The following is a 25,567-nucleotide window of genomic DNA, read 5'->3' as shown; positions in this document are numbered from 1 at the left end:
GGGGAATGCCCTGAATGAAAAAAGCCGGCACTGGGCCGGCTTGGGGGCGGTCAGACAACCTTAGTGGGCGGAGGCGCCGGAGGCACCGAGCCCGGTCTGGGAGCGGACGAACTGCGGGAAGAACTTCTGGTGTTCCTCGGAGGCGTTCTGGGACTTGTCGGTGACCGAGAAGAACCAGATCCCGATGAAGGCCAGCGCCATGGAGAAGAGCGCCGGGTATTCGTAGGGGAAGATCGCCTGTGCATGGCCCAGTACCTTCACCCACACGGTGGGGCCCAGGATCATCAGGGTCACGGCGCTGATGAGGCCCAGCCAGCCACCATAGACGGCGCCGCGGGTGGTGAGGCGGGACCAGAACATGGAGAGGAAGAGCACCGGGAAGTTGCAGCTCGCCGCGATGGAGAAGGCCAGGCCCACCATGAAGGCGATGTTCTGCTTCTCGAACAGGATGCCGAGCCCAATGGCGACGACACCCAGCACCAGTGTGGTCATCTTGGAGACGCGCAGCTCGTCGGCTTCGTTGGCCTTGCCTTCCTTGATGACGCAGGCATAGAGGTCGTGGGAGACCGCAGAGGCACCCGCCAGGGTCAGCCCGGCAACCACGGCGAGTATGGTGGCGAAGGCCACGGCGGAGATGAAGCCGAGGAACAGGCTGCCACCCACGGCGTCGGCCAGATGGACGGCGGCCATGTTGGTGCCTCCCAGCAGGGCGCCGGTGGCGTCCTTGAAGTCCGGGTTGGTGCTGACCAGCAGGATGGCACCGAAGCCGATGATGAAGGTCAGGATGTAGAAGTAGCCGATGAAGCCGGTGGCATAGAACACCGATTTACGGGCTTCCTTGGCGTCGCTCACGGTGAAGAAACGCATCAGTATGTGGGGCAGACCGGCGGTGCCGAACATCAGGGCCAGCCCTAAGGAGATGGCGGAGATGGGGTCGGCCACCAGGCCACCCGGACTCATGATGGCGGCGCCATTGGCATGGACCTTGACCGCTTCACTGAACAGGGCACCGATATCGAAGTTGACGGACTTCATCACCATGATGGCCATGAAGGAGGCGCCGGAGAGCAGCATGACCGCCTTGATGATCTGCACCCAGGTGGTGGCCAGCATGCCGCCGAACAGCACGTAGAGCACCATCAGGATGCCGACCAGCACCACGGCCACATGGTATTGCAGGCCGAACAGCAGCTCGATGAGCTTGCCGGCACCCACCATCTGGGCGATGAGGTAGAGGGCCACCACCACCAGAGAGCCGCTGGCGGAGAGGCTGCGCACCGAGGTCTGCTTGAGGCGGTAGGAAGCCACGTCGGCGAAGGTGTACTTGCCGAGGTTGCGCAGCCTTTCCGCTATCAGGAACAGGATGATGGGCCAGCCCACCAGGAAGCCGATGGAGTAGATGAGGCCGTCATAGCCGGAGGTGTAGACCAGGGCGGAGATACCGAGGAAGGAGGCGGCGGACATGTAGTCACCGGCGATGGCCAGCCCGTTCTGGAAGCCGGTGATGCGCCCGCCGGCGGCATAGTAGTCGGAGGCCGAGCGGTTGCGCTTGGAGGCCCAGTAGGTGATGAACAGGGTGGCGGTCACGAAGACCACGAACATCACGATGGCCGAGATGTTGAGGGGCTGGCGTTGCACCTCGCCGGTCAGCGCATCGGCCGCCAGCAGGGGGGTGGACAACAAGCTGCCAAGCAGCAACAGAGACTTGCCTTTCATGATTGCACTCCCTTGAGGATCTTCTGGTTCAGCTCGTCAAACTCGCCGTTGGCCCGCAGCACATAGATGCCGGTCAGCACGAAGGAGGAGACGATGAGGCCTACGCCAACCGGGATGCCGCGGGTGATGCTGGAGCCTTCGCTGAGCGGAGTGCCGAGCCAGCCCGGGGCAAAGGCGATGAGCAGGATGAACGCCAGGTAGAGCCCCAGCATCAGAATGGAGAGGGTCCAAGCGAAGCGCTGGCGTTTGCTGACCAGCTCCTGGAAGTTGGGATCTTGCTGGATCCTCAGATAACGTTGCTGTTCCATTGCAGTTCTCCGTGACGGTTGTGTCAGCTGTGATTGAAGGGTGTCCCTACCGAGCAGCAGACCTGCTCATGTAATCAAAATGTGAAGCAAATGTTATTTTCGGACAATTAGACTTTGGGATAAGCCAGAGGGCCACCCTGATGCAGGCGCAGAAAGATGAGGGCGGCGGCGGTGGCGTCACTCAGGGCGTCGTGCAGGGGCAGGGCCGGCAGTCCCAGATGCTGGCAGATGGCGGCCAGATGCAGATCGATGACGGCGTCAGGGTAGCGTCGGTAGAGGCGGTCATGATAGAGCCGGCTCACCTCCAGGCCGCGCTGGGGCAGGGTCAGCCCCCAGAGCCGCTGGCAGGCCAGGTTGAGAATGTGCAGGTCATAGGCGATGTGGTAACCCACCAGTTCACGGGGCCCGATGAAGGCAAGCAGCAGGCGCAGTGCGGCTTCCAGCGTCATGCCCTGTTGCAGATCCTGATGGCGCAGGCCGTGGATCACCACCGACTGCGCGCTCAGACTGGCCGGTGGCTGCACCTTGATGCTGAGGGCCTCCCCGGTCAATACTTGGTTGCCCTGGATGCGCACCGCGCCGATGGAGACGATCTCCGCCTTGGCAGGATCCAGGCTGGTGGTCTCGAAATCCAGCGCCACCCACTCCTCTCCTGGGGGGGTTGCAAAGAGCGGGGCAAACTCCCCGTCCCGAAAGGCTCTACCCAGCCAATGACGTCGCCAGCGGCGCAACATGGCTATTGCCTAAGACGAAAGTGCAAGGTGAGCCACTGCTGGAACTTCTTCACCTGATGCAGGGCATGGCGCAGCAGATCCCGCTCCCCGTGCGCGAGTTCGGTGACCAGTACCCGGCTGTCGCCATCCTTGAGCTGGCTGCGCAGCCGCAGCCGCACAAACAGCCGGAAGGCTTCCGCCAGGTTGGCCCCATAGTCGGGGCTGAGGCGCCCCATGGCCACCAGGGCGTCGATCCGTCCCAGGGTCGAGGTCTCCAGCACTTCTGCCTCCAGGGCCAGCACCCGCAGGCCGTGCACCAGGGGGAAGAGACCGCCCCGTTTGAGATCCAACCCCTCGGGGGCCTGTTCCAGCCGGCCAAAGAGGGTGAGAGGGGTGTGGAAGGCGACCGCCGCCCGGGCCATCTCCGCGAGCAGATCCGGTCTGTCGGCCAGGCACTGTCTCAGGTGGCGGGCGAGGGGAGTAAGCAGAGGACGATCCCCCATGATGGCCTGGGCATCGGCCAGGGTGGCGAGCCACAGCAGATCGGCCTCGCTGGCACGCACGCACGCCTGCTCTATCTCGTCTTGCCACTGTTGTGCGCCCTTCACCCAGTCCGGGTTGCTGACCATCACCCGCCCCGGGCAGGGGGGATAGCCCAGGCGCTCGAGCAGGGTGCTGAAGGCGGCCAGATCGGCCTGTCGAGCGGGCCAATCCAGGTCATCTCGCAGGATCAGGGCATTGTCCTGATCGGTCTTCTGGATCTGCTCGCCGCGTCCCTCCGAGCCCAGCATCAGCAGGCACACCTGCTCCTGCACCTCGGGGGGGATCACCAGGGCGAAGGCCTTGGCGATCAACTGCTCGTTGATGGTGGCGATGAGCTTCATCAGAAACAGGGTATGGATCCCCTGAGCAAACAGGGAGCGGGTCAGCTGTTGCTGCTCCCGTGCCACCGCCTCCAGTGCTGGCAAGCTGTCGGCTCGAGCGATGCGCAGGGTCAGCACATGGGAGTGGGTGGAGAAGAGCCCCAGCACCTGGGTCAGGTGAAGGATCCCCACCACTTCCTGCCCCTGCCAGATGACCAGCCGCTTGATGCGGTGGCGGGTCATCAGCAGCAGGGCATCGAACAGATAGCTGCCTTGCGTCAGGCCGATCAGCGGTGCCGGGGTCAGCACCGCGAGCGGCGCCGTCAGGGGCAGTCCCTTGAGGGTCAGGGCATGGAGCAGGGTCTTGCGGGTGGCGAGGCTCAGACTGCCGTCAGCGGCGGGATAGAGCAGGCAGTCGGTGCCCCGGCTGGCCATGGCTTCGCTCGCGACCAGCAGGCTGGTCTGGCTGTCCAGTTGCAGGGCTGGCTGTAGATGACCAGGGTCGATGCGAGTCAGGATGAATTCCGCCAGGTTCTGTTGTCCGAGCTGGCCGCGCCGCTCCTGCTCTCGTTGGCGCTCGGCCAGGGTTGCGGTGAAATAGTGTGCGAAGGGGGGGTGCGCGTCGCACAGCGCCTGGAAGGTGTCGCGGGGGATCAGTTGGCAGAGGGTGTCTTCTAGGGCGCTGAAGCGATGGCGGCAGCGGCCATCGAACTGGGCGCGCACGTCGAACATGTCCCCCACGCCATAGTCGCCGAAGGGCTGGTGGGGCGCCGACTCCTCCACCGCGCCCTTGATGACGAGATAGAGGCCGGCGGGCTCGTCCCCGGGGTGCAGCACCGTCTGCCCGGCGCGAAAGTAGCAGATGCTGAGGCGCTGGCCGAGCCGTTCACGGGCAGCCACGTCCAGGCAGTCAAACGGCGGGCGGGCAAAATCGAACAGGAGTGACATGGCTATTCTCGGCCGTGAGCATGGGGCCAGTCTGGCAAAGGGGCTGGCGCGGGGCCAGCCGACTTTAGTCGCAGAGCGGGGCTGGCCTCCCTGTACCTGTCGATCACACTCTGGTAACGTTGTGGTATGACCAGTTTCGGCACAAGGAAGAGGAAGAAAATGGACAAGCCAAGGATCAGGTGCGAGATTCGGGACGGCATCGCCGAGGTGATGCTGACCCGGGGGGACAAGCTCAATGCGCTGGATAGGGCCATGTTTGGCGCCATCGACGAGACGCTGAACCAGCTGGCGCGGCAGAAGGGACTGCGGGCGGTGATCCTGCACGGCGAGGGGCGGGCGTTCTGCGCCGGACTGGATGTGAAATCCATGCTGAGGCAGCCGGTGGCGGCCCTGGAAATATTGAGGCGCGAGGCGGATGAGGCGACCAACCTGGCCCAACGGGTCGCCTACGGCTGGCACCAGTTGCCGGTGCCGGTGATCGCGGTGACTCAGGGGGTCTGTTTTGGCGGCGGCCTGCAGATCGCGCTCGGGGCCGATTTTCGCTTCAGCACCCCGGATTGCCGCTTCTCGGTGATGGAGATCAAGTGGGGCATCATCCCCGACATGAGTGGCAGCGCCACCCTGCGCAATCTGATGGGGGTGGACGTGGCCATGGAGCTGGCCATGAGCGGCCGCGAGCTGGATGCCCAGGAGGCCAGGGCGCTCGGGCTGGTGAGCCGGGTCTGCGAGGATCCCCTCGACGCGGCGCGGGAGTTCGCCAGGACCCTGATCACCAAGTCACCGGATGCACTGGCGGGGATCAAGCAGCTCTACCATCAGGCCTGGGCTCGCAGCGACGAGGTGATGCTGAAAGAAGAGACCCGTTTGCAGCAGCAGATCCTGGGGCGTCCCAACCAGTGGCGGGCGACCCTCAACAGCCTGTTTCGCTGGCGCCTGCCGTTCGGACCCCGCCGCAACGCTCTCTGAGTTCGCATCATCAATGCAACACAAATGAAAATGGCAGCCGAAGCTGCCATTTTGCATTGTGCCCTCTGATCACTTGGCAACGATATCCGGGTCTGCCTCGAAGGGATGGCCGGTTTGCTCGCGCATCAGGTTGACCTCGGCGCGGTTGTCAATCCAGTAGTCGGCGTTCTTGATGCCGAGTTTCTCCGGGTGGAATACGGGATCAATTCCCTGCGCCAGCTGTGCCTCGTAATCCTTGAGGCAAGCGAAGGCCGGTTTTTGCAGCATCAGGATGGCACCGATGTTGAGCCAGGCCATCAGACCGACCCCGATGTCACCGAGGCCCCAGGCCAGATCGGCGGTCTTGACGGTGCCGTAGACGGTGGCAGCCATCAGAGCGATCTTCAACAGGAAGGTGAGCCAGGGACGGTTAATCTTGCGGTTGATAAAGGCGATGTTGGTTTCGGCGATGTAGTAGTAGGCCACTATGGTGGTGAACGCGAAGAAGAACAGGGCGATGGCGACGAAGTAGTTGCCAAAGCCGGGCATCATGCTCTCCATGGCGGTCTGTACATAACCGGGGCCTGCCGCGATGCCGGCGATGCCGGTATAGATGGCGGCACCGTCCGGACCCTGTACGTTGTACAGGCCGGTAATCAGCAGCATGAAACCGGTGGCGGAGCAGACGAACAGGGTGTCGATGTAGACGGAGAACGCCTGCACCAGGCCCTGTTTGGCGGGGTGGCTTACCGCGGCGGCGGAAGAGGCGTGTGGCCCCGTGCCCTGTGCCGCTTCGTTGGAGTAAACGCCACGTTTGACACCCCACATGATGGCCAGACCCAGAATGGCACCGAAACCGGCTTCCATCCCGAAGGCGCTCTTCCAGATCAGCAGGATCACACCGGGCAGTTGGCCGATGTTGAGGGCGATGATGACGCAGGCGACGATGATGTAGCCCAGCGCCATGAAGGGCACCACAGTACTGGCGAAGTTGGCGATGCGTTTCACGCCGCCGAAGATGATGAAGCCGAGCAGCAGCGCCAGACCGGCGGCGGTGACGTTCGGATCGATGTCAAAGGCGGTCTGCAGGCTGGAGCCGATGGAGTTCGCTTGCACCCCTGGCAGCAACACGCCGCAGGCGAAGATGGTGGCGATGGCGAAGGTCCAGGCGTACCACTTCATGCCGAGCCCTTTCTCGATGTAGAAGGCCGGGCCGCCGCGGTACTCGCCGTTGATCTTCTCCTTGTAGACCTGACCCAGGGTGGACTCCACGAAGGCGGAGCTGGCGCCGAGGAAGGCGACCATCCACATCCAGAACAGGGCGCCCGGGCCCCCGAAGGTGATGGCGGTGGCGACACCGGCGATGTTGCCGGTACCGACCCGACCGGCCAGCGTCATGGAGAGCGCCTGGAAGGAGGAGACCCCGGCATCGTTGCCCTTGCCCTGGAACATCAGGCGTATCATGCCCTTCAAGTGACGCAGTTGCAGGAAACGGCTGCGCAGGGAGAAGTAGAGGCCCACCCCCAGGCACAGATAGATGAGCGCTGGGCTCCAAATCACGCCATTGATGGCATTGACGATCTCATTCATGTACAACAACTCCTTTGTTGCGCTGTCTTGGCGAGGTCTATATGCCTCGCTCCCTTAATATTGAAATATGCGGTGACCAAGGGGGTCACTCAGTATTGTGCGGGACTTTCGACTGGTTAGTCCGCGGGATTTAACATATCGGTTTGTATCGACCCTTCCTAGTGAAAAGTGTTGTCACTTTGTTAATTTGTGAATTGACATTAACAAATGGTGAATGGAACTGGACAAGATTCGGAACTTGCAGGTGCATGTTTTTCGTATCCAGGGTTCAGAGGGGATAATGCAAATGGGAGGCCAGGAGTGACAATGAAAGAAAATGACTGCACCATTCGTCTCGCCGAGCGGGGGGATGGCGCCCTGCTGTCAGCGCTGTTCGCGCAACTGGGGTATCCGACCCCGGGCGATGCGGTGGACGGGCGGCTGGCTGAACCCGATCCGGCCCGGGAGGTGCTGGTGGCCCTCTATCATGGGGAGATGGTCGGGGTGCTGGTATGGCATAGGTTGCAACCCATGCACCTTGCACCAGCCTGGGGCCTGATCTCGGCGCTGGTTATCGATGAAGGTGCAAGGGGCGGCGGCATGGGGGCCCGGCTGCTGGCGGCGGCCGAGGCGCGAGCGCTGGCCTCGGGTTGCAGCCAACTGGAGCTTTCCAGCAGCCTCAAGCGCGAGGGGGCTCACCGCTTCTACCTGGCGCAAGGGTATGGCGAGCGGCCGAAACGGTTCGTGAAATTATTCTGATGTGGCATGAGGAGTCTGTGTGTTCTGGTCCAGGTTGAAAGCGGTATTCGGTCTTGCATCCCCTGCTGAGAGTCATGCCTTGGGAGCGCTAGAGTGGCAGCAGGCCCTGGCGGCCGTGCCCATCTTGCAGGGCTTCTCCCGCGATGAAGAGCAGCAGCTGATCGAACTGGCCCGCCACTTCCTCTCCCGCAAGACGCTGACCCAGCTCGGGGTCGAGCTCACCCCCCGTCAGCAGGGAGTGCTGGCCCTGCAGGCGGTGTTGCCCATACTGCATCTGGGGTTGGAGTGGTATCGCGGTTTTCACGAGGTGATCATCATCCCCGAACCCGTGACCCGCCGTCAGGAGGTGCAGGACGAGTTCGGGCTGGTGAGCGAGTTTGAAGAGGAGAACGCCGGCGAGTCCTGGCCCCAGGGACCCCTGGTGCTGGCCTGGAGCGAGTTGCAGCAGGATGGGGACTGGGATGGTTTCAACCTGGTGATCCACGAGCTGGCCCACAAGCTCGACATGCTGGGAGGGGATGCCGACGGGGGGCCGCCGCTCCCGAGCAGCATGGATCAGCGGCAATGGACCCAGGCGCTGCAGAGCGCGTTCGATGAGATGAATGCAGCGCTGGCCAGGGGAGAGGTAACGCAGATAGACCCCTATGCCGCCACGCACCCCGCCGAGTTCTTCGCGGTGTGCAGCGAGAGCTTCTTCACCGAGCCCCTGCGCCTGCGCGACACCTATCCGGCGGTATATGAGCAGTTCACCCGCTTCTACGGTCAGCAGCCTGCCGCCCGTTTTCCGGCCACCCGATTGCTGGCGGGAGATGGTGAGCTGCACAGCTGACTGGCGTCCCGGCGACAGAAAAACAAAAGGCACCCGAGGGTGCCTTTTGTATGGGCGCGAGCGCCGGGGCGCGGCAGATTATGCGGCAGCCTTGAGCTGCACGGCGGCGGCCTTCTTGTGATCGCCGATGGGCAGCACGGTGCGGCCGAACTGCTCGTTGATCACGGTGGCCATGGCCAGGTAGATGGCGCTGGCGCCGCAGATGATGCCTTCAAAACCGGCGATGGTGCCGATCAGGGTGCTGCCGGTGAAGTCACGGGCGGCCAGCAGGAAGAAGAGCACGGTCAGGGAGGCGAACACGAACTGCTTCACGCGCGGGAAGTTGACGGTGCCCACCAGCATGAACAGGGTGAACATGCCCCACATCAGCAGGTACCAGCCCATGTAGGCGTGGGGAGTGGCTTCGGCCAGACCCATGGTCGGCATCACCAGCAGGAACACCAGGCTCCACCAGAAGGTGCCGTAGGAGATGAAGGCGGTGACACCGAAGGTGTTGCCACGCTTGAACTCCATGATGCCGGCGATGATCTGGGCCAGACCGCCATAGCACAGACCCATGGCCAGGATCATGGCGCTGATGGGGAAGAAACCTGCGTTATGGATGTTCAGCAGAATGGTGGTCATACCGAAACCCATCAGACCCAGAGGGGCAGGGTTGGCCAATTTTTCGCTCACGTGGCGTTCTCCAAAAATAGAGGTGGGGGTTGATAAAAGACGCGCGATTTTAGGCAGGCTCTCGGCCCCGAGCAAGGGGGGGAGGAGGCTAAATGGTAAAAAAATGACAGGAAATTTTAAGTGACCAACCATTCGTGTCATTCAGGTAGACGATGGGTGAATGGATAACATTTTCAATGTTGCTTTTTTGTATGAAAGGCTCCCGAAATGAAAGCGGGTAACAAAAGGAACGTCTGCCGCGATGACCGGTTTGCGGGCCCACCGCGCGCTGGAACAAGCGACGCCTGGGTTGAAAATTCATCTCATATGCCATCAGACAAGAGGTGTTCAGCACCACTTGATCCTCTGGAACCCTCTGCTGATTGACGGCACAGCCCCGATGCCAGGCAGAGGCGCCCTCAGGACCGGGCAGGGGCGTGGTGCTGGGTCCGACACAGGAGACCGGCCAGCGGAGCCTGGAATCTTCCTTCAGGAAGCACGAGGAAAAGGAAGGCGTGCATATCTGCTGCCAACCGGCTTGAGGGGGGCGCAGGTTTACAGAGGCGGTCTGCTCACCACCTGGAAGCTGGCCTGTGTGGGAGCGCCGGATTTTCCACCCGCCCATGGGGTGGGTTGGTGCTTATGCGCAAAGGATGGTGCAGGGCCAAGGGCGTGTGGCCAGCAAGGAAGCAAGCAAAGAGGCGAGCAGAGAAGGGAGCAGGAAGACCGGCAGGGAGGGCGAGCCAGAAGGAGGAATCCCCCCTTCGCGGGGCCATCATCGTGGCTCAATTATCCAGGGTGAGGACTACCTTGGCCTCCTTGTCGCTCTCCTTGACCTGGCTGTCGAGCACGAACAGGCGATCCGGCGTGATGCCCTGAGTATCCACCAGGTACTCCTTGGTGTTCTGGGCACGGCGCATGGCGAGGTTGCGCAGGGACTTGGCGGTGATCAGCTGCTGGTCCCGCAGCAGGATCACCGCCTGGGCGCGCAGGCCTGGGCTCGTCTCATCCAGTTTCAGTCGATCGGCAAGGGTGCCGAGATCTTCGTTGAACTTGGCCTCATAGGCCTCGGCCAGGGCGCTCTGCAGGGCGCGGTCCTGCTCCAGCAGGGCGAGATCCACCGGGTTGCCGATGATCTTGGCCAGCACCCGCTCCAGCTTCTGGCGCTGCAAGATGGGGCGCTCCTCGTTGAAGTTGACCTTGCCGCGGATGTTCATGCTGAGCCTGGGCCTGTCTTTCAGTGCCTGAGCCAGGGTGGTCAGCTTGCTCTGCTGGGTCGGGGTGAGGGCGGGATCGCCGGGCAGGAAAGGAAGCTCATCGAGATCCTTGGTGCCCCCTGTCAGGGAAGCCAGCAGGGAGAAGGGGGAGGTGATGGCCTTGCTCAAGGTGTTGCCGAGCACGTCCCAGAAGATGTTGCCCAGGCTGAAATCCGGCTGATCCAGGTTGCCCTTCACCTTGAGGTTCATCTTGATGACGCCGCTGGCGTCGCTCAGCAGGGCGATGGCGAGCCCCAGCGGCAGCTCCTTGGCCTGCTCGCTTTTGACCTTCTCGCCGAGTTGCAGCTTCTTGATGGTGATGTCGTTGTCTCCCTCCAGCCGGTTGCCTTGCAACTTGTAGTTGAGCTTCATGGAGAGCTGCCCCTTGTCGATGGCGTAGCCGGCATAGGTGCTGGAGTAAGGGGTGAAGGTGGTGAGCTCCAGGTTGTTGAAGGCCACGGCGACGTCGAGCACGGGATCGTCGATCAGCAGGTTGGCGCCCCCCCGGATGGTGACGGGGGCGTACCTGTCCACCTTGCCATGAAAGGCGAGCTCGGAGCGTTGGCCCGGTGTGTTGCTGATGTGGCGGTTCTGGCCCTCAAGGGAGGCGATGTCTACCACGAATTCCGGGCTCAGGCTGCGGTCGGCGAAACGCAGGTTGCCCTGCGTGGTGCGGACCTGGTCGATGAGGATATGCGGTGCGGGCGCGCTCTGCTTGCTGGCCGGTTGCGGCAGCAGCAACTGCTGGACGTTGGTGACGCCCGTTTCGCTTATCTCGATGCGGGCGAAGGGCTTGCTCAGCAGGATGTCGGCAATCTTCAGCTGCTGGCCGATGCCGTCATAGTGCAGCCCGCTCAGTTGCAGCTTGTCTATCTGCAGCAGGCGCTGGTTGTCGGCCCGATCCAGCACATCGAGCCCCTCGATGTCGAGCCCGCCACTGACGTCCAGCTTGCTGAGGGCCCCCTTGTCGTTGGTGGCCAGGTCCAGCCGGGTGCGGCTGGCAAGCATGCCGTCCCGCACGCTGATGCGCAGCAGATCCTGCAGGTAGGGCTGCGCCAGGGTGAGCGGCAGGCCCTGCTGCTTGAGGGTGCCGTTCAGGGCGAAGGGACTAAGATCCAGGGTGCCATCAAAGGCCACCGTCGCCTGGGGAGGGAGTGTGCCGGTCAGGGTGAGGGGGCTGGGTTGGCCGGTCTGGCTGCCGAGGGGGCCCAGGGTGAGATCCAACCCGGAGAGATCCCGCAGCAGGGGCTTGCCGCTGCTGGACTCGGTCAGCTTGAGCGCCCCCTGGCTGATGCGGGCCTGTTTGAGTTGCCAGCGCCAGGGCTTGGCGGGTTTGGCCGGTTTCTTGTCCGGTTTGGGGGCTGGCTGGGGGATCAGAAGATCCGCGAGGTCCAACTGCTGCTGGTGGTCGAGCACGGCGGTGACGGCGGGGGCCTTGAGGGTGATGGCCTCGATATCGAGGGACTGCTTGCTGCCATCGACCCGGATCCCGGTCAGGGCCAGCTGGTTGAAGCGGGCAAATTCGCCGCCCTTGGCACCCTTGAGCTGCCAGTTGGCCAGGGTCAGCCTGCCCTTGGAGATCTGCCATGCCAGACCCTGCTTGCCGGATGTGAGCCGGTACGCCAGTTCGGCGCTGGCCTCGCCCCTGGCCAGTGTGGCCTTGAGATAGGGGGCCCAGAGCGGGGAGAAGGGGGCGAGGGCGACCTTGCCGAGGCTGAGCTGCCCCTTGCCAGTCCCCGTGATGATGTTGAACTCGCCGTCGGCCTTGAGGGGACTCTTCTCATTGAGGGTCGCACTCAGCTGATAGCGGTTGAGGGCCGACGGCGCGCTGGAAAAATCGGGCAGATGCAGGGCGAGCTTGCCAAGGGTGAGGGGCGGCGCCCAGCCCGGACTGCGTTGCTTGCGGCTATCGTGGTAGTGGAATTGCCCCTGGGCCAGGGCCAGCTTGCCGATGCTCACCACCAGGGGCTCGCCGGTGGATGCTGCTTGCTCCCTGGTTTGCAGGGAGTCGAGCAGGGGGGTCAGGGCCTCGGTCAGATTGAAACTGACCTCTCCCTTGTTATCCGCTAGGCGCACAAGATCCACCTTGGGGGTGGTCAGGGTCAGCTCCTCCAGCACCAGGGCGTGCTGTTGCCAGCTCGCTTTCAAGGCGGGAATGACCTTCAGCTCTTCAAACGACACCAGAGGCTGCTGCCGCTCATCGAGCAGGGCGCTGGGCCCCAGGGTGAGGGAGGGGGAACGCAGCCCGACCTCTATCTTCCCCAGGGTGAGCTGCAGACCATAATGGGTGGCGAGCCAGCCCGGCAGGTGGCGCTGGATGAGGTTGGGGGCTTGCCAGAGCAAGATGGAGAGGGAGACGAGCAGGGCGGCGCAGAGATAGAGGGCGTAACGCAACAGGCGAGCGGGCAGAGGCTTGAGCATGATGGTCTCCATTGGATGCGCACATGGTAGCAATAAATCGGGCCCTGTTCATGGAAAGGACTCATGAGGTGCGCCGCACTCTGACCGCGTTGGGGAAATATTGCGCGATCCAGGCCAGGTTTCGCCCGTTGGCAAGCACCAAGGGTACCCAGGCATGCCGCGACTGACTGGCGTGGTGGGGTCATGGGGGTATTTTGCCAAGATCTGGGCCGGGGCTTGCCATATGGGATGCACCTTTGCGACATAGGGGACTCCGGGGGCGAGATGCCCCCAGATTCAGTCAATCCCCGTCGGTTTTCAAGCCGCTCAGTGACTGGATGCAGCGCTGCTCCGCAGCGTCGAGCTCTGCCATCACCATCTGGATGTCTTCGAGCTGCTGGCGCAGGGAGTGACGCCTGGCCTCAATGAGCTGGATCATGGAGTGCAGCTGCATCCGGCTCGAGCGGTCGGTGTCATACATGTCGAACAGCTCGCGGATCTCCGCCAGGCTGAAGCCGAGGCGCTTGCCACGCAGGGTCAATTTCAGGCGGATCCTGTCCTTGTGGCTGTAGATGCGGGTCTGCCCCTCCCGGGCCGGGGTGATCAGCCCCTCGTCCTCGTAGTAGCGGATGGTGCGCGGGGTGATGTCGAACTCCTGAGCCAGCTCGGAGATGCTGTAGGTTCTCTCCTTGCCGCAGAGGTTGCCGGCTCTCATGGCCTGATCCTGCATGGGTCAACCTCCTGACATGACGACATGCTGCCGCTCTTCTTTCTGGCGGGGGCGTTTTCAGGGGTCATGGCACTCTCCTTGTGCTATCTCATCGAGTCCTGGCTGCAGCTCTCTGGCCCTGGCATGGAGCGCCTGCCCGACTCGCGAGCCGTTGGGACGGCCGAGCAGTTCGCTCACCCACTGACCGGTGGCGGCCAGCTTGTCGAGGTTTACCCCCGTGCTCATGCCAAGGCCGTGCAGCAGATAGACCACCTCCTCCGAGGCGACGTTGCCGGAGGCCCCGGGGGCATAGGGGCAGCCACCCAGCCCCGCCACCGAGCAGTCTATGGTGCGGATTCCGCGCTCGAGTGCCGGCAACAGGTTGGCGAGCCCCTGGCCATAGGTGTCGTGAAAATGCACCGCGAGCCGGCCGGCCGGCACTTCGTGCAGCACCGCATCCAGCATGGGGGCGACGGTGCCCGGGGTGCCTGTTCCTATGGTGTCGCCGAGCGAGATCTCGTGGCAGCCGAGATCCAGCAGCTGCTCGGCCAGGGCGGCGACCCGTTTCGGGCGGGTCGGGCCGTCATAGGGACAGGCGATGACGGTGGAGAGGTAACCCCGCACCTTGATGCCGAGGCGGCGAGCCTCAGCTACCAGAGGGGCGAAGCGGATCAGTGACTCTTCGACGCCGATGCCGATGTTGGCGCGGGTGAAGCCGTCTGAGCAGGCGGTGAAGAGGCCAATCTCGTCGACCCTGGCCTGGATCGCGGCCTGCAGGCCCTGCAAATTGGGCACCAGGGCACCATAGCGGGTAGGTCCCTTGCGCGGCAGGGCCTTGAACAGTTCGGTGGAGTCCGCCATCTGCGGCACTCGCTTCGGGGAGACGAAGGCCCCCACCTCGATCCGCTGCAGGCCGCTCTCTGCGAGGCGGTTGATAAGCAGAAGCCGCTGCGCCAGCGACAACAGGCGGGGTTCGTTCTGCAGGCCATCCCGCGGGCCCACCTCCACCAGGCTGACCCTGTCGACGGGCGTGCCATGCTCCTTGCTCATGCTGCACCTCCCTCAGCGTTCTCTGCGCCTGGGTCGGCAAAGTGCACCAGGACGGCGCCCTGGCTCACCTGATCCCCCTGGCGGCAGGAGAGGGCGGTGATCACCCCCTCCTTGTCTGCTTTCAAGACGTGTTCCATCTTCATCGCCTCCAGCACCAGCAGGGATTGCCCCTTGCTGACGGATTGCCCGACCTCGACCAGCAGTGCCACCACCATGCCGTGCATGGGGGCCACGGCGCCCTGGGCCGTGTCGTGATCATGATGTGGTCGATGGCGTTGATCATCGGCGGCGAAGGGAATGCGCCGGCCATCCAGCTGCAGCACGAAAGCCGCGTCTGCCGCCGGGGTAATGGGGCAGCGTACCCAGCGGCCCGCCCGCTGCAGGCGGATATGATCCACACCTAGCTCATAGGGGTAGGTTTCCCCTTGCCATGTGAGCCGACCGGCGCGCTCGGCAAGGGTCAGCACCCGGGCCTCCTCGCCGATCCGCACCGCCGCCGTCAGGCTTCTGAGGTCGCCCAACCGAAAACCGGGGGCCTGCTGCCAGGGGGAGGGGCCGGTGCGGCTGGCGAGCCAGAGGGTGGCGAGCGGCCAGGCGAGGGTCGGGGTGGCCAGCGATTCGGTCGGAATGGGCCACTGGGTGTGGTGTGCCATGGCCAGTACGTCCGGCTCCTCGCACAGGCGCAGCAGCAGCGGGCCGTTGTGCACCAGGGGGCCGAGACTCAGGGCCGCCAGGGCATCGGCCAGCCTGGCGAAGGCCTCGGCCCGGCTCTGGCCGTGGGCGACCAGCTTGGCGATCATGGGATCGTAATAGGGGCTGACTTCATCGCCAGCGGCGACGCCGGTGTCGATGCGCACCCCCTGTGGCCACTGCAGCCACTGGATGGGACCGCTGGCGGGCAAGAAGCCTGCCCCCACGTCCTCGGCGTAGAGGCGCGCCTCCACCGCATGGCCGCGCAGCACTACCTCTTCCTGAGTCAGCGGCAGCGGCTTGCCCTCGGCGACCGCCAACTGCCAGGCCACCAGATCCTGGCCGGTGATGGCCTCGGTGACCGGGTGCTCCACCTGCAACCGGGTGTTCATCTCCATGAAGAAGAACTCGTCCCCGCACAGCAGAAATTCGATGGTACCGGCCCCCACATAGTCGATGGCCCGGGCGGCGGCCACGGCGGCCTCGCCCATGGCGCGGCGAAGCGTGGGTGCTATATCCGGCGCGGGGGCTTCTTCTATTACTTTCTGATGGCGGCGCTGCAAGGAGCAGTCCCTGTCCCCCAGATAGATGGCGTTGCCGAGGGTATCGGCGAAGACCTGCACCTCCACGTGACGGGCGCGGGCCAGGTAGCGCTCGAGCAGCACCCTGTCATCCCCGAAGGCGGCCAGGGCTTCCCGTTTCACCGCCGCCAACGCCTCGTCAAACTCGCCTGGCTGTTCGACCCGGCGCATCCCCTTGCCGCCGCCACCGCTGGCGGCCTTGATAAGGAGCGGGAAGCCGACCTGGTGCGCCTGATCACGCAGCAGCGCCGTTCCCTGATCTGCGCCGTGATAGCCGGGCAGCACGGGGACGCCGGCCGCCTGCATCAGCGCCTTGGCGCCGGACTTGTCCCCCATGGCGAGGATGGCGGCGCCACTTGGGCCGATAAAGCGCAGCCCCTGGCTGGCGCAGGCGCTGGCAAAGTCGCTGTTCTCCGACAGAAAACCGTAGCCGGGGTGCACGGCGTCGGCCTCGGCCGCGTTGGCAATTTTCAGCACCTTGGCGGCGTCGAGGTAGCTCTCCCGCGCGGGGGCGGGCCCCAGGTGCCAGGCCTCGTCGGCTTCCCGCACATGCATGGCGCGAGCGTCGGCGTCCGAGTAGAGCGCGATGGTGTGAATGCCGAGGCGGCGGGCGGTCCGGATGATGCGCACGGCGATTTCGCCTCTATTGGCGATCAGCAGGCGTTTGATGGGAGCCTGATGTGTCATGTCTGCTCCTGGTGAATAAAGGCACACTCGTTCATGAAGAGATCGAGGGGGGCAAGGCATTGATCCGCCCCCCGGTTATCCTCGCCGCGGCTGGCGACAAGAAGGCGTTTGATGGGCTGGTATTGAGTCATGTTTCATCCTTGAAACGGGGGCGCCAGCTGGGGGGGCGCTTGTCGAAGAAGGCCTGCATCCCCTCCTGGGCTTCGAGTCCGACCCGTACCCGGGCTATGGTCTCGACGGTTATCTCTTCGTGTTGATGGCCGGGCTGGTGCTCTATGGCGGCCAGCAGCCGCTTGGTCTCCTTCATTGCCTCCGGGCCGTTGCGGCACAGCCGCATGCCCAAGGCCCGGCCCTCCGAGAGCAGCTGATCCGGCGTGCAGAGCCGGTGCGCCACGTTGAGGCGGCAGGCGGTGATGGCATCGAAGGGCTCGGCACTCAGCATGTAACGGCGGGCCTGACGCATTCCCATGGCGCGTACCACATAGGGGCTGATCACCGCAGGTACCAGCCCCAGGCTCACCTCGGAGAGGCAGAAGCGGGCGTCGTCGCTGGCCAGTACGATGTCACAGGCACAGAGCAGACCGAGGGCCCCGCCATAGGCCGCCCCCTGCACCAGCGCCACGGTGGGGAAGGGGAGCTCGTCCAGGGCTTGCATCAGCCTGGCCAGTACCCGGGCATCTTCCCGGTTCTTTTCAAACGAGGTGGGATCGAAGTCGCCCTGAAGCTGGTTGCGCATCCAGTTGAGGTCGGCGCCAGCACAAAAGTGCCGGCCCTCTGCCCGCAGCAGCAAGACATGGGGGCGTTCGGCCAGCGGCTGGCCGTGGCGATGGGCCAGATCATCGAGGCAATCGAGCAGTTCCTGCATCAGATCAGCATCGAGGGCGTTGTGGCGGGCGGGGCGTGCCAACACCAGCTCAACCAGCGGACCGTGGCGCTCCAGCCGACAGCCTGCCAGGGGGTCATTGTACAGTGGATCTGACATGTCGAACTCCTTACATCCGGAAGATGCCGTATTGCTCGGGCCCGGGATTGGCTCCCTGGCAAGCGGCCAGCGCCAGGGCCAGCACGGTGCGGCTCTGGGCAGGATCGATCACGCCATCGTCCCAGAGCCTGGCACTGGCGTAGTAGGGGTGACCCTGGCATTCATACTGTGCGATGACCGGGGCGCGGATGGCATCCGCCTCCTGTTCGTCCAGGGTCTTGCCGTCGGCCGCCAGCTTGTCTCGACGCACCTGCACCAGCACGTTGGCCGCCTGCTCGCCCCCCATGACGGAGATGCGGCTGTTGGGCCAGCTGAACAGAAAATCGGGCTCATAGGCGCGGCCGCACATGCCGTAGTTGCCGGCGCCGAAGCTGCCCCCGACGATCAGGGTTATTTTGGGCACCCGGCTGCAGGCCACGGCGGTGACCAGCTTGGCACCGTGCTTGGCGATCCCCTCCTTTTCCGCCTGACTGCCCACCATGAAGCCGGTGATGTTCTGCAGGAACAGCAGGGGAATGGCGCGCTTGTTGCACAGCTGGATAAAGTGGGCCCCTTTCTGGGCGCTATCGCTGTGGAGCACGCCGTTGTTGGCGAGGATCCCCACGGGCATGCCCTGGATGCGGGCAAACCCAGTGACCAGCGTGGTGCCGAACAGCGCCTTGAATTCATCGAACACGGATCCATCCACCAGGCGGGCGATGAGTTCCCGGGCGTCGTAGGGGCGCTTGAGGCTGGTGCCCACCAGGCCGTAGAGCTCCTCGATGGGATAGAGCGGTTCATCGAAGGTTGGTGCTGAGCTTGCGAAGCCCAACACCGGAACATCTCTCGATTGCGAGGGGGGATCCCCAAGATTGCCAACCAGGGTGCGGGCGATGGCCAGGGCATGGGCATCGTCCTCGGCCAGGTGATCGGCCACCCCGGAGTGGGCGCAGTGCACCAGGGCCCCCCCCAGGGCCTCGGCGCTGATCTCCTCGCCGGTGGCGGCCTTGACCAGCGGCGGGCCCGCCAGAAAGATGGTGGCCTGTTCCCTGACCATGATCGACTCGTCCGCCATGGCGGGCACGTAGGCGCCGCCTGCGGTGCACAGCCCCATCACCACGGCCAGCTGGGGGATGTTCTGGGCCGACATGCGGGCCTGGTTATAGAAGATGCGGCCAAAATGGTCCCGGTCGGGGAACACCTCATCCTGCATCGGCAAGAAGGCACCGCCGGAATCCACCAGATAGAGGCAGGGGAGGCGCAGCCGCTCGGCGATGGCCTGGGCACGCAGGTGCTTTTTCACCGTGAGCGGGTAATAGGTGCCTCCCTTGACGGTGGCGTCGTTCACCACCAGCAGGCAGAGCCGGCCCGCAATCTGGCCCAATCCGGTGATGATGCCGGCGGCGGGCACCGACTCGTCATAGACCTGCCAGGCGGCCAGCGCCGAGAGCTCGAGGAAGGGGGAGCCCGGGTCCAGCAGCTGGTTGATGCGCTCGCGGGGCAACAGCTTGCCGCGCCCCTGATGGCGGGCGTTGTTGGCCGCGCCACCGCCCAGGGCTATCTCGGCGAGGCGGGCGTTGAGATCCTCGACCAACCCCTGCATCGCTGTCCTGTTGGCGGCAAACTCGGCGCTGGTGGTATCCAGGCGGGAGTGGATCTGGCTCATGTGATCTCTCCCATCTGGTTGTTGTTGCCGATGGCAGGTGACAAAGGGAGCAGCATCATGCGTTATCCCCCATCAGCTCGCGGCCGATGAGCCAGCGGCGGATCTCGGAGGTGCCTGCCCCTATCTCGTAGAGCTTGGCGTCCCGCAGCAGACGACCGGTGGGGTATTCGTTGATATAGCCATTACCGCCGAGCAACTGGATGGCATCGAGCGCCATCTGGGTGGCGTTCTCGGCGGCAAACAGGATGGCGGCGGCGCAATCCTTGCGGCTGGTGTGGTCCTGGTCGCAGGCGCTTGCCACCGAATAGACCAGGGCGCGGCTGCTGGCGAGCCGGGTATACATGTCGGCGAGCTTGCCCTGCACCAGCTGGAATTCGCCGATGGCCTGGCCGAACTGCTTGCGCTCGCGCACATAGGGCAGCACCACGTCCATGCAGGCCTGCATGATGCCAAGGGGGCCGGCGGCCAGCACCACCCGCTCGTAGTCGAGACCGCTCATCAGCACCCGGGCCCCGCCGTGCAGGGCGCCGAGCAGGTTCTCTGCCGGCACGGCGCAGTGGTCGAACACCAGCTCGCAGGTGCTGGAGCCGCGCATGCCGAGCTTGTCGAGCTTCTGGGCCGTGGTGAATCCCGGGGTGCCCGCCTCGACGATGAAAGCGGAGATCCCCTTGGCCCCGGCGGCCGGATCGGTCTTGGCATAGATGACGAAGGTGTCGGCATCCGGACCGTTGGTGATCCACATCTTGTTGCCATTGAGCACGAAGTGATCGCCCTCGCGCACGGCGGTCAGGCGCATGCTGACCACGTCGGAGCCGGCCCCAGGCTCGCTCATGGCCAGCGCCCCCACGTGCTTGCCACTGACCAGATCAGGTAAATAGCGGGCCTTCTGATCAGGGGTGCCGTGGCGGTGGATCTGGTTGATGCAGAGGTTGGAGTGGGCGCCGTAGGAGAGGCCGACCGAGGCGCTGGCGCGGCTCACCTGCTCCATCACCAGCACATGGGCCAGATAGCCGAGGCCTACCCCGTCATACTCTTCCGCCACCGTGATGCCGTGCAACCCGAGCTCACCCATCTGTGGCCAGAGGTCGCGCGGGAAGGCGTTGCTCTGGTCAATCTCGGCGGCGCGCGGCGCTATGACTTGTTGGCAGAAGGCCTCGACCTGCTCGGTCAGGGCGCGGAGGGTTTCATCCATCAGGGCATGCATCCTTGCTCTCCTTGGTTTGTGGTGCTCACCGGTGCCACGCTCCTGAAAAAGGAGGGTTAACTGGTCAGTCCATCTGTGATTTAAGTTTACGTTAGCGTAAACGTAAATGAATTGTTAGTCTAAGGTAAATTCGTTGAGTGCCGACTGCAAGGGGCATTCCCCGTGCGGGCAAACACAAGGAGTGAGCAAGATGAGCAGCGAGTGCATCCGGCCTGCCGGTCTGCCTGAGGGGGCCTGGCGTAGTGCCAGCCAGTGTGCAGCCAAGGAGAGTGCGGCATGAGCCAATACCACACCCAGTACGGCGATCTGCCGCTCTATATTGGCGGCGAGGCGTACTCCTCCGCGAGCGAGGCCTGGATCGAGGTGACCAACCCGGCGGATCAGAGCCTGCTGGCGCGGGTGCCGAGGGCCACCGCCGAGGAAGTGGAGCTGGCGGTGCGCCGCGCCCAGCAGGCCTACCTGCTGTGGCGAGAGGTACCGGCCCCCGAGCGGGCCCGGGTCATGTTCAACTATCAGCATCTGCTGAAAGTCCATCATGACGAGTTGGCGACCCTGCTGGCCCGGGAGACCGGCAAGAACCTGGCGGATGCCAAGGGGGACGTCTGGCGCGGCATCGAGGTGGTGGAGCAGGCCTGCGGCATTGCCAGCCAGACCATGGGGGAGACCATGGGCAACGTGGCGCGCCGGGTGGATGGCCACTCCTGGGTGCAGCCGCTGGGGGTCTGTGTCGGCATCACGCCGTTCAACTTCCCGGCCATGATACCGCTGTGGATGTTCCCTTTGGCGGTGGCTTGCGGCAACGGCTTTGTACTCAAGCCTTCCGAGCAGGATCCCCTGACCCCCATGCGCCTGGCCGAGCTGTTCACCGAGGCGGGGGCACCAGCGGGCATCCTCTCGGTGGTGCACGGCGGCGCCGAGCAGGTGGATGCGCTGCTGAGTCATCCGGATGTGAAGGCGGTCAGCTTCGTCGGCTCGGCCCGGGTCGGGGCGCACGTCTATCGCACCGCCACCGAACACCTCAAGCGCGCCCAGTGCTTCGTCGGTGCCAAGAACCACATGGTGATCATGCCGGATGCCAACAAGGCGCAGGTGCTGAGCAATCTGGTGGGAGCAGGGGTGGGCGCCGCCGGTCAGCGCTGCATGGCCATCAGCGTGGCGGTCTTCGTGGGCAGTGCCCGCGACTGGATCCCGGAGCTTGCCACCGAGTTTGCCAAGGTGAAACCCGGGGTCTGGCACGATCCACAGGCGGCCTACGGCCCTCTTATCAGCCCGGAAGCCAAGGTACGAGTCGAGGGGCTGATCGAAGCAGGCATTGAGGAAGGGGCCGAGTGCCTGCTGGACGGCCGCTTCTGTGACGTGCCCGGCTACCCGGTGGGCAACTGGGTGGGACCCACCCTGTTTCGCGGCGTGACCCCCAGGATGCGCATCTACCAGGAGGAGATCTTCGGCCCCGTGCTTGCCTGCCTGGAGGTGGAGAGCCTGGACGAGGCGCTGACCCTCATCAACACCAACCCCTACGGCAATGGCACCTCGATCTTCACCGGCTGCGGCGCCGCGGCCCGCAAGTTCCGTCACGAGGTGGCGGTGGGCCAGGTGGGGATCAACGTGCCCATCCCGGTGCCGCTGCCGTTCTTCTCCTTCACCGGCTGGCGTGGCTCCTTCTACGGGGATCTGCACGCCTACGGCAAGCAGGCGGTGCGCTTCTACACCGAGACCAAGACGGTGACCGAGCGCTGGTTCGACGAGGACATTCCCAGCGGCCCCAACATGACTATCCACCTGCGTTGACGGCGGGATGCAGCAAATGATGTCCGGGCCATGGCACCGGGCACTCGGATTGAACGAACAAGCACAAGGAAGCGAACAAGATGGACTTTACCCTGACCGAGGATCAGCAGGCCTACATGGAGGCCGCCACCGCCTTTGCCAACGAGGCGCTCAAACCTCACGCCGCCCGCTGGGACAAAGAGCACGAGTTCCCCGTTGCCACCATCAAGGAGGCGGCTGCGCTCGGCTTCTGCGGCCTTTACACCCCGGAGCAGTACGGCGGGCTGGCCCTGCCGCGGCTCGACGCCAGTCTGGTCTTCGAGCGTCTGGCCATGGGCTGCACCTCCACCACGGCGTATCTGACCATCCACAACATGGTGAGCTGGATGCTGGGCACCTGGCTGCCGGCCGAGGTGGCGGCAGAGTGGGTGCCGAAGCTTGCCAGCGGCGAGCTGCTGGGCTCTTACTGCCTCACCGAGCCGGGGGCGGGATCGGATGCCGCCGCCCTCAAGACCCGCGCCGTGCGCGATGGCGATGATTATCTAATCGAGGGCAGCAAGGTCTTCATCTCGGGGGCCGGCAGTACCGACGTGCTGGTGGTGATGGCTCGCACCGGTGGCGAGGGGGCGAAAGGGATCTCTGCCTTTATGGTGCCCGCCGACAGCCAGGGGGTTGTCTACGGCAAGGCGGAGGAGAAGATGGGCTGGAACAGCCAGCCCACCCGGGAGGTCGCCTTCAACGGGGTTCGCATTCCCGCCCGCTACCGCCTGGGGCAGGAGGGGGAGGGCTTCAGGTTTGCCATGCAGGCGCTGGACGGCGGGCGCATCAACATCGCCACCTGCTCGGTGGGAACGGCCCAGCAGGCCCTCGACGACGCCCTGGCCCATGTGCAGCAGCGCCAGCAATTCGGACACCCGATCAGCGAATTCCAGAGCGTGCAGTTCCGCCTCGCCGACATGGCCACCGAGCTCGCCGCCGCCCGCCTGCTGGTGCGCCAGGCCGCCGCCAAGCTCGACAGCGGCAGCCCGGACAAGAGCGCCTGGTGCGCCATGGCCAAGCGCTTTGCCACCGACGTGGGCTATCGCGTCTGCGATGAGGCTCTGCAACTCTTTGGTGGCTATGGTTATATCCGCGAATACCCCCTCGAGCGTTACCTGCGCGACACCCGGGTACACCGTATTCTGGAAGGCACAAACGAAGTGATGCGGCTGATCATCGCCCGCCGCCTGCTGGGAGACCCGGGTCTGTCGCTGGAGTAGGGGGGCATTCTCTCTGACGGATGCAGTGCCGTCGTCAGGCTTTGTGAACCAGCCGAATTTAGGCGCCATTCAACCCTGTCATCATGGCGGCAGGTTTATTGACAAGGACAATGCAATGACAAGGATCAGGCTCGAATATCACGGTCACGTGGCCTACATCACCCTCGACCACCCGCCTGCCAACACCTGGACTCTGGCCAGCCTGCAGGCCTTCCTGCAGATGATGGTGGAGCTGGATGGTCGCCCCGACGTGGTGGCGCTGGTGATCCGCGGGGCGGGGGACAAGTTCTTCTGCGCTGGCGCCGATCTCAAGATGTTTGCCGACGGCGACCTGGAGCACGCTCGCGAAGTGGCAGAAGCCTTTGGTCGTGCCTTCGAGGCGCTGGCCCGCTTCCACGGCGTCAGCATCGCCGCCATCAATGGCTTTGCCATGGGAGGCGGGCTGGAAGTGGCGCTGGCCTGCGACATTCGCATCGCCGAGCAGCAGGCGCTGCTGGGACTGCCGGAGGCGTCGGTGGGCTTGCTGCCTTGCGCCGGCGGTACCCAGCGTCTCACCGAGCTGGTGGGCCCGGGTTGGGCCAAGCGGATGATCCTGTGCGGCGAGAAGGTGAGTGCCACCCTGGCCTACGAGATGGGGCTGGTGGAGGAGGTGGTGACCGAAGGACACGCCTGGACGGCGGCGCAGCAGATGGCGCAGCGGGTGGAGCGCCAGAGCCCGAGCGCCCTGCGTGCCTGCAAGCGCCTCATCAACCAGGGGCGCAGCGGCCATAGAGATGCGGCGTTGCCGCTGGAGCGCAGCCTGTTCCTCGCGTTGTTTGACGATGCCAACCAGCGCGAAGGGGTGGTCGCCTTCCTGGAGAAGCGGGCCCCCTGCTGGCACTATGACAAACCCAGTGGAGAGTCCCATGACTGACCCCGTGCGCGTCGCAACCCATCCCACGGCGGACGGGTACCTCATCGGTGTCTTGACGCTCGACAGCCCCGCCTCTCTCAATGCCCTGAGCCTGCCGATGATCCAGCGCCTGCAAGAGGCACTCACGGCGTGGGAGCAAGATCCTGCCATCGTCTGCGTGCTGTTGCAGGGGGCCGGGGAGAAGGCGTTTTGCGCCGGGGGCGACATTCGCTCCTTCTATTACCGCCGGCAGGAAGAGAGCGAACAGGCGCTCTTTGCCTATGCCCGCGATTTTTTTGAGCAGGAATACCGGCTCGATCACCACATCCACCGTTACACCAAGCCCCTTGTCTGCGTGGCGGATGGCATCTGCATGGGGGGCGGCATAGGCCTGTTCGCCGGTGCCGATTTTCGGGTGGTGACCGAGAAGAGCCTGTTTGCCATGCCGGAGGTGACCATAGGTCTCTACCCGGACGTGGGCGCCAGCTGGTTCTTGAGCCGGATGCCGGGGCGACTCGGACTCTGGCTCGGGCTCACCGGCGCCCGCTTCAACGGGACGGATGCTCTGGGGCTGGGGCTGGCGGATCACGCCATGGCCAGCCGCGAGCGGGCCGAGCTGCTGCCACGGCTCGCCACCCTCGACTGGGCTGCCAAAGAGGATCCACGTGAGCAGATAGATCAACTGCTGGGCGGGTTGCACGCCGAGGCCCGCGAGCAGTTACCAGCCCCCGTGATCCTGCCTCATCAGGCCAGGATCCATGACCTGCTGGCCGGACGCTCCCTGCAAGGGGTGCTGGACAGGTTGAACCATGCCGTCTTCGATCCCGCCCTTGGCGAAGGGAGCCTGACGCAGGCTCGCGACACCTGTCGCACCGGCAGCCCCATCAGTCGCGCCATCCTGTGGCGCCAGTACTGGGCGGCACGTCGCCAGTCGCTGGCCGAGGTGTTTGCCGACGAACTGGCGCTCTCGGTCAACTGCGTGCTCAAGGGGGATTTCGTGGAAGGGGTGCGGGCACTGCTCATCGACAAGGACAAATCCCCCCGCTGGCAGCCGCCCCGGCCCGGTGCTGACTGGCTCGACGATTTCTATCGCTGGCCCGAGGGGAAAAATCCCCTGGCCTGCTGAGGGGCCAGCGCTGCC

At 64.5% G+C, this 25,567-nt stretch carries 21 protein-coding genes; 7 read left to right on the top strand and 14 right to left on the bottom strand.

What is annotated here, in order from left to right:
• Positions 1-60: 60 nt before the first annotated feature.
• The 4 genes from ACB039_RS02865 to ACB039_RS02850 form a co-directional block, all read right to left on the bottom strand.
• Complete coding sequence (locus ACB039_RS02865; RefSeq protein ID WP_371165088.1) at positions 61-1,716, bottom strand: cation acetate symporter; 1,656 nt, start codon at positions 1,714-1,716, stop codon at positions 61-63.
• Positions 1,713-2,024 (bottom strand): DUF485 domain-containing protein, encoded by a 312-nt coding sequence (locus ACB039_RS02860; RefSeq protein WP_005324119.1) that lies wholly within the window; start codon positions 2,022-2,024, stop codon positions 1,713-1,715. The genes ACB039_RS02865 and ACB039_RS02860 overlap by 4 nt, the downstream gene beginning before the upstream one ends.
• 107 nt (positions 2,025-2,131) lie before the next feature.
• Positions 2,132-2,758 carry a 3'-5' exonuclease gene (locus ACB039_RS02855; protein ID WP_182310611.1) on the bottom strand — a complete coding sequence of 209 codons (627 nt, stop codon included), beginning with the start codon at positions 2,756-2,758 and terminating at the stop codon, positions 2,132-2,134.
• A gap of 2 nt (positions 2,759-2,760) precedes the next feature.
• Positions 2,761-4,548, bottom strand: a complete 1,788-nt coding sequence (locus tag ACB039_RS02850; protein WP_371165087.1) for a putative nucleotidyltransferase substrate binding domain-containing protein — start codon at positions 4,546-4,548, stop codon at positions 2,761-2,763.
• A gap of 159 nt (positions 4,549-4,707) precedes the next feature.
• On the opposite strand from ACB039_RS02850, the gene ACB039_RS02845 reads away from it, so the two are divergent.
• Positions 4,708-5,514 (top strand): crotonase/enoyl-CoA hydratase family protein, encoded by an 807-nt coding sequence (locus ACB039_RS02845; RefSeq protein ID WP_182310613.1) that lies wholly within the window; start codon positions 4,708-4,710, stop codon positions 5,512-5,514.
• Positions 5,515-5,583: 69 nt separating this feature from the next.
• Here ACB039_RS02845 and ACB039_RS02840 read toward each other — a convergent pair whose 3' ends face one another.
• Positions 5,584-7,083 (bottom strand): sodium:alanine symporter family protein, encoded by a 1,500-nt coding sequence (locus tag ACB039_RS02840; RefSeq protein WP_041205868.1) that lies wholly within the window; start codon positions 7,081-7,083, stop codon positions 5,584-5,586.
• A 306-nt stretch (positions 7,084-7,389) separates the two neighbouring features.
• Here ACB039_RS02840 and ACB039_RS02835 point away from each other — a divergent pair, with 306 nt between their 5' ends.
• Positions 7,390-7,821: a GNAT family N-acetyltransferase gene (locus ACB039_RS02835; RefSeq protein ID WP_005324130.1), complete on the top strand. Its 432-nt coding sequence runs from the start codon at positions 7,390-7,392 to the stop codon at positions 7,819-7,821.
• Between the two features lie 19 nt (positions 7,822-7,840).
• Positions 7,841-8,650 (top strand): zinc-dependent peptidase, encoded by an 810-nt coding sequence (locus tag ACB039_RS02830; protein ID WP_041205867.1) that lies wholly within the window; start codon positions 7,841-7,843, stop codon positions 8,648-8,650.
• Positions 8,651-8,728: 78 nt separating this feature from the next.
• Here the strand turns inward: ACB039_RS02830 and ACB039_RS02825 are convergent, their stop codons facing one another.
• The 9 genes from ACB039_RS02825 to ACB039_RS02785 form a co-directional block, all read right to left on the bottom strand.
• The gene (locus ACB039_RS02825; RefSeq protein ID WP_005315399.1) at positions 8,729-9,325 is read right to left on the bottom strand and encodes a GPR1/FUN34/YaaH family transporter; all 597 of its coding nucleotides are present in this window, start codon (positions 9,323-9,325) and stop codon (positions 8,729-8,731) included.
• 764 nt (positions 9,326-10,089) lie between these two features.
• Positions 10,090-12,993 carry a DUF748 domain-containing protein gene (locus tag ACB039_RS02820; RefSeq protein ID WP_371165086.1) on the bottom strand — a complete coding sequence of 968 codons (2,904 nt, stop codon included), beginning with the start codon at positions 12,991-12,993 and terminating at the stop codon, positions 10,090-10,092.
• Between the two features lie 268 nt (positions 12,994-13,261).
• The gene (locus tag ACB039_RS02815) at positions 13,262-13,675 is read right to left on the bottom strand and encodes a MerR family DNA-binding transcriptional regulator (protein WP_171273919.1); all 414 of its coding nucleotides are present in this window, start codon (positions 13,673-13,675) and stop codon (positions 13,262-13,264) included.
• A 72-nt stretch (positions 13,676-13,747) separates the two neighbouring features.
• A complete protein-coding gene (locus ACB039_RS02810; protein ID WP_371165085.1) occupies positions 13,748-14,719 on the bottom strand; it encodes a hydroxymethylglutaryl-CoA lyase in 972 nt (323 codons plus the stop codon).
• On the bottom strand, positions 14,716-16,677 hold the full coding sequence (locus tag ACB039_RS02805; RefSeq protein WP_371165084.1) for a biotin carboxylase N-terminal domain-containing protein: 1,962 nt from the start codon (positions 16,675-16,677) through the stop codon (positions 14,716-14,718). Before ACB039_RS02805 ends, ACB039_RS02810 begins: the two co-directional genes overlap by 4 nt.
• Positions 16,674-16,808, bottom strand: a complete 135-nt coding sequence (locus ACB039_RS02800) for a hypothetical protein (RefSeq protein ID WP_264160700.1) — start codon at positions 16,806-16,808, stop codon at positions 16,674-16,676. Before ACB039_RS02800 ends, ACB039_RS02805 begins: the two co-directional genes overlap by 4 nt.
• Complete coding sequence (locus ACB039_RS02795; protein WP_042650373.1) at positions 16,805-17,659, bottom strand: enoyl-CoA hydratase-related protein; 855 nt, start codon at positions 17,657-17,659, stop codon at positions 16,805-16,807. Before ACB039_RS02795 ends, ACB039_RS02800 begins: the two co-directional genes overlap by 4 nt.
• A 10-nt stretch (positions 17,660-17,669) precedes the next feature.
• Entirely contained in the window at positions 17,670-19,304 is a 1,635-nt protein-coding gene (locus tag ACB039_RS02790) for a carboxyl transferase domain-containing protein (RefSeq protein WP_226169356.1), read from the bottom strand.
• Positions 19,305-19,359: 55 nt separating this feature from the next.
• A complete protein-coding gene (locus ACB039_RS02785) occupies positions 19,360-20,508 on the bottom strand; it encodes an isovaleryl-CoA dehydrogenase (RefSeq protein WP_226169354.1) in 1,149 nt (382 codons plus the stop codon).
• Between the two features lie 276 nt (positions 20,509-20,784).
• Between ACB039_RS02785 and ACB039_RS02780 the strand changes: the two genes are divergently transcribed.
• The 4 genes from ACB039_RS02780 (at position 20,785) to ACB039_RS02765 (ending at position 25,552) form a co-directional block, all read left to right on the top strand.
• Positions 20,785-22,296, top strand: coding sequence for a CoA-acylating methylmalonate-semialdehyde dehydrogenase (locus ACB039_RS02780; protein WP_042650370.1), 1,512 nt, complete (start codon positions 20,785-20,787; stop codon positions 22,294-22,296).
• A gap of 80 nt (positions 22,297-22,376) precedes the next feature.
• A complete protein-coding gene (locus tag ACB039_RS02775; protein ID WP_161507237.1) occupies positions 22,377-23,534 on the top strand; it encodes an acyl-CoA dehydrogenase family protein in 1,158 nt (385 codons plus the stop codon).
• Between the two features lie 115 nt (positions 23,535-23,649).
• A complete protein-coding gene (locus ACB039_RS02770) occupies positions 23,650-24,447 on the top strand; it encodes an enoyl-CoA hydratase (protein WP_042650368.1) in 798 nt (265 codons plus the stop codon).
• Positions 24,440-25,552 (top strand): enoyl-CoA hydratase/isomerase family protein, encoded by a 1,113-nt coding sequence (locus tag ACB039_RS02765; RefSeq protein ID WP_042650367.1) that lies wholly within the window; start codon positions 24,440-24,442, stop codon positions 25,550-25,552. Before ACB039_RS02770 ends, ACB039_RS02765 begins: the two co-directional genes overlap by 8 nt.
• Positions 25,553-25,567: the final 15 nt, after the last annotated feature.

Origin of the sequence: Aeromonas sp. S2(2024), from assembly GCF_041402505.1 — a bacterium.
GTDB classification, from domain to species: Bacteria; Pseudomonadota; Gammaproteobacteria; order Enterobacterales; family Aeromonadaceae; genus Aeromonas; species Aeromonas media.
Note: the sequence above shows the minus strand (reverse complement) of the source record. Positions and strands in the feature narration are given on the sequence as shown.

What these genes read in the sequence shown, in the direction of transcription:
- ACB039_RS02770 (WP_042650368.1), top strand. Translation starts at nt 23,650, where the DNA reads ATGACAAGGATCAGGCTCGAATATCACGGTCACGTGGCCTACATCACC.
- ACB039_RS02850 (WP_371165087.1), bottom strand. Translation starts at nt 4,548, where the DNA reads ATGTCACTCCTGTTCGATTTTGCCCGCCCGCCGTTTGACTGCCTGGAC.
- ACB039_RS02835 (WP_005324130.1), top strand. Translation starts at nt 7,390, where the DNA reads ATGAAAGAAAATGACTGCACCATTCGTCTCGCCGAGCGGGGGGATGGC.
- ACB039_RS02790 (WP_226169356.1), bottom strand. Translation starts at nt 19,304, where the DNA reads ATGAGCCAGATCCACTCCCGCCTGGATACCACCAGCGCCGAGTTTGCC.
- ACB039_RS02855 (WP_182310611.1), bottom strand. Translation starts at nt 2,758, where the DNA reads ATGTTGCGCCGCTGGCGACGTCATTGGCTGGGTAGAGCCTTTCGGGAC.
- ACB039_RS02860 (WP_005324119.1), bottom strand. Translation starts at nt 2,024, where the DNA reads ATGGAACAGCAACGTTATCTGAGGATCCAGCAAGATCCCAACTTCCAG.
- ACB039_RS02840 (WP_041205868.1), bottom strand. Translation starts at nt 7,083, where the DNA reads ATGAATGAGATCGTCAATGCCATCAATGGCGTGATTTGGAGCCCAGCG.
- ACB039_RS02805 (WP_371165084.1), bottom strand. Translation starts at nt 16,677, where the DNA reads ATGACACATCAGGCTCCCATCAAACGCCTGCTGATCGCCAATAGAGGC.
- ACB039_RS02810 (WP_371165085.1), bottom strand. Translation starts at nt 14,719, where the DNA reads ATGAGCAAGGAGCATGGCACGCCCGTCGACAGGGTCAGCCTGGTGGAG.
- ACB039_RS02820 (WP_371165086.1), bottom strand. Translation starts at nt 12,993, where the DNA reads ATGGAGACCATCATGCTCAAGCCTCTGCCCGCTCGCCTGTTGCGTTAC.
- ACB039_RS02845 (WP_182310613.1), top strand. Translation starts at nt 4,708, where the DNA reads ATGGACAAGCCAAGGATCAGGTGCGAGATTCGGGACGGCATCGCCGAG.
- ACB039_RS02800 (WP_264160700.1), bottom strand. Translation starts at nt 16,808, where the DNA reads ATGACTCAATACCAGCCCATCAAACGCCTTCTTGTCGCCAGCCGCGGC.
- ACB039_RS02780 (WP_042650370.1), top strand. Translation starts at nt 20,785, where the DNA reads ATGAGCCAATACCACACCCAGTACGGCGATCTGCCGCTCTATATTGGC.
- ACB039_RS02795 (WP_042650373.1), bottom strand. Translation starts at nt 17,659, where the DNA reads ATGTCAGATCCACTGTACAATGACCCCCTGGCAGGCTGTCGGCTGGAG.
- ACB039_RS02865 (WP_371165088.1), bottom strand. Translation starts at nt 1,716, where the DNA reads ATGAAAGGCAAGTCTCTGTTGCTGCTTGGCAGCTTGTTGTCCACCCCC.
- ACB039_RS02775 (WP_161507237.1), top strand. Translation starts at nt 22,377, where the DNA reads ATGGACTTTACCCTGACCGAGGATCAGCAGGCCTACATGGAGGCCGCC.
- ACB039_RS02815 (WP_171273919.1), bottom strand. Translation starts at nt 13,675, where the DNA reads ATGAGAGCCGGCAACCTCTGCGGCAAGGAGAGAACCTACAGCATCTCC.
- ACB039_RS02765 (WP_042650367.1), top strand. Translation starts at nt 24,440, where the DNA reads ATGACTGACCCCGTGCGCGTCGCAACCCATCCCACGGCGGACGGGTAC.
- ACB039_RS02785 (WP_226169354.1), bottom strand. Translation starts at nt 20,508, where the DNA reads ATGCATGCCCTGATGGATGAAACCCTCCGCGCCCTGACCGAGCAGGTC.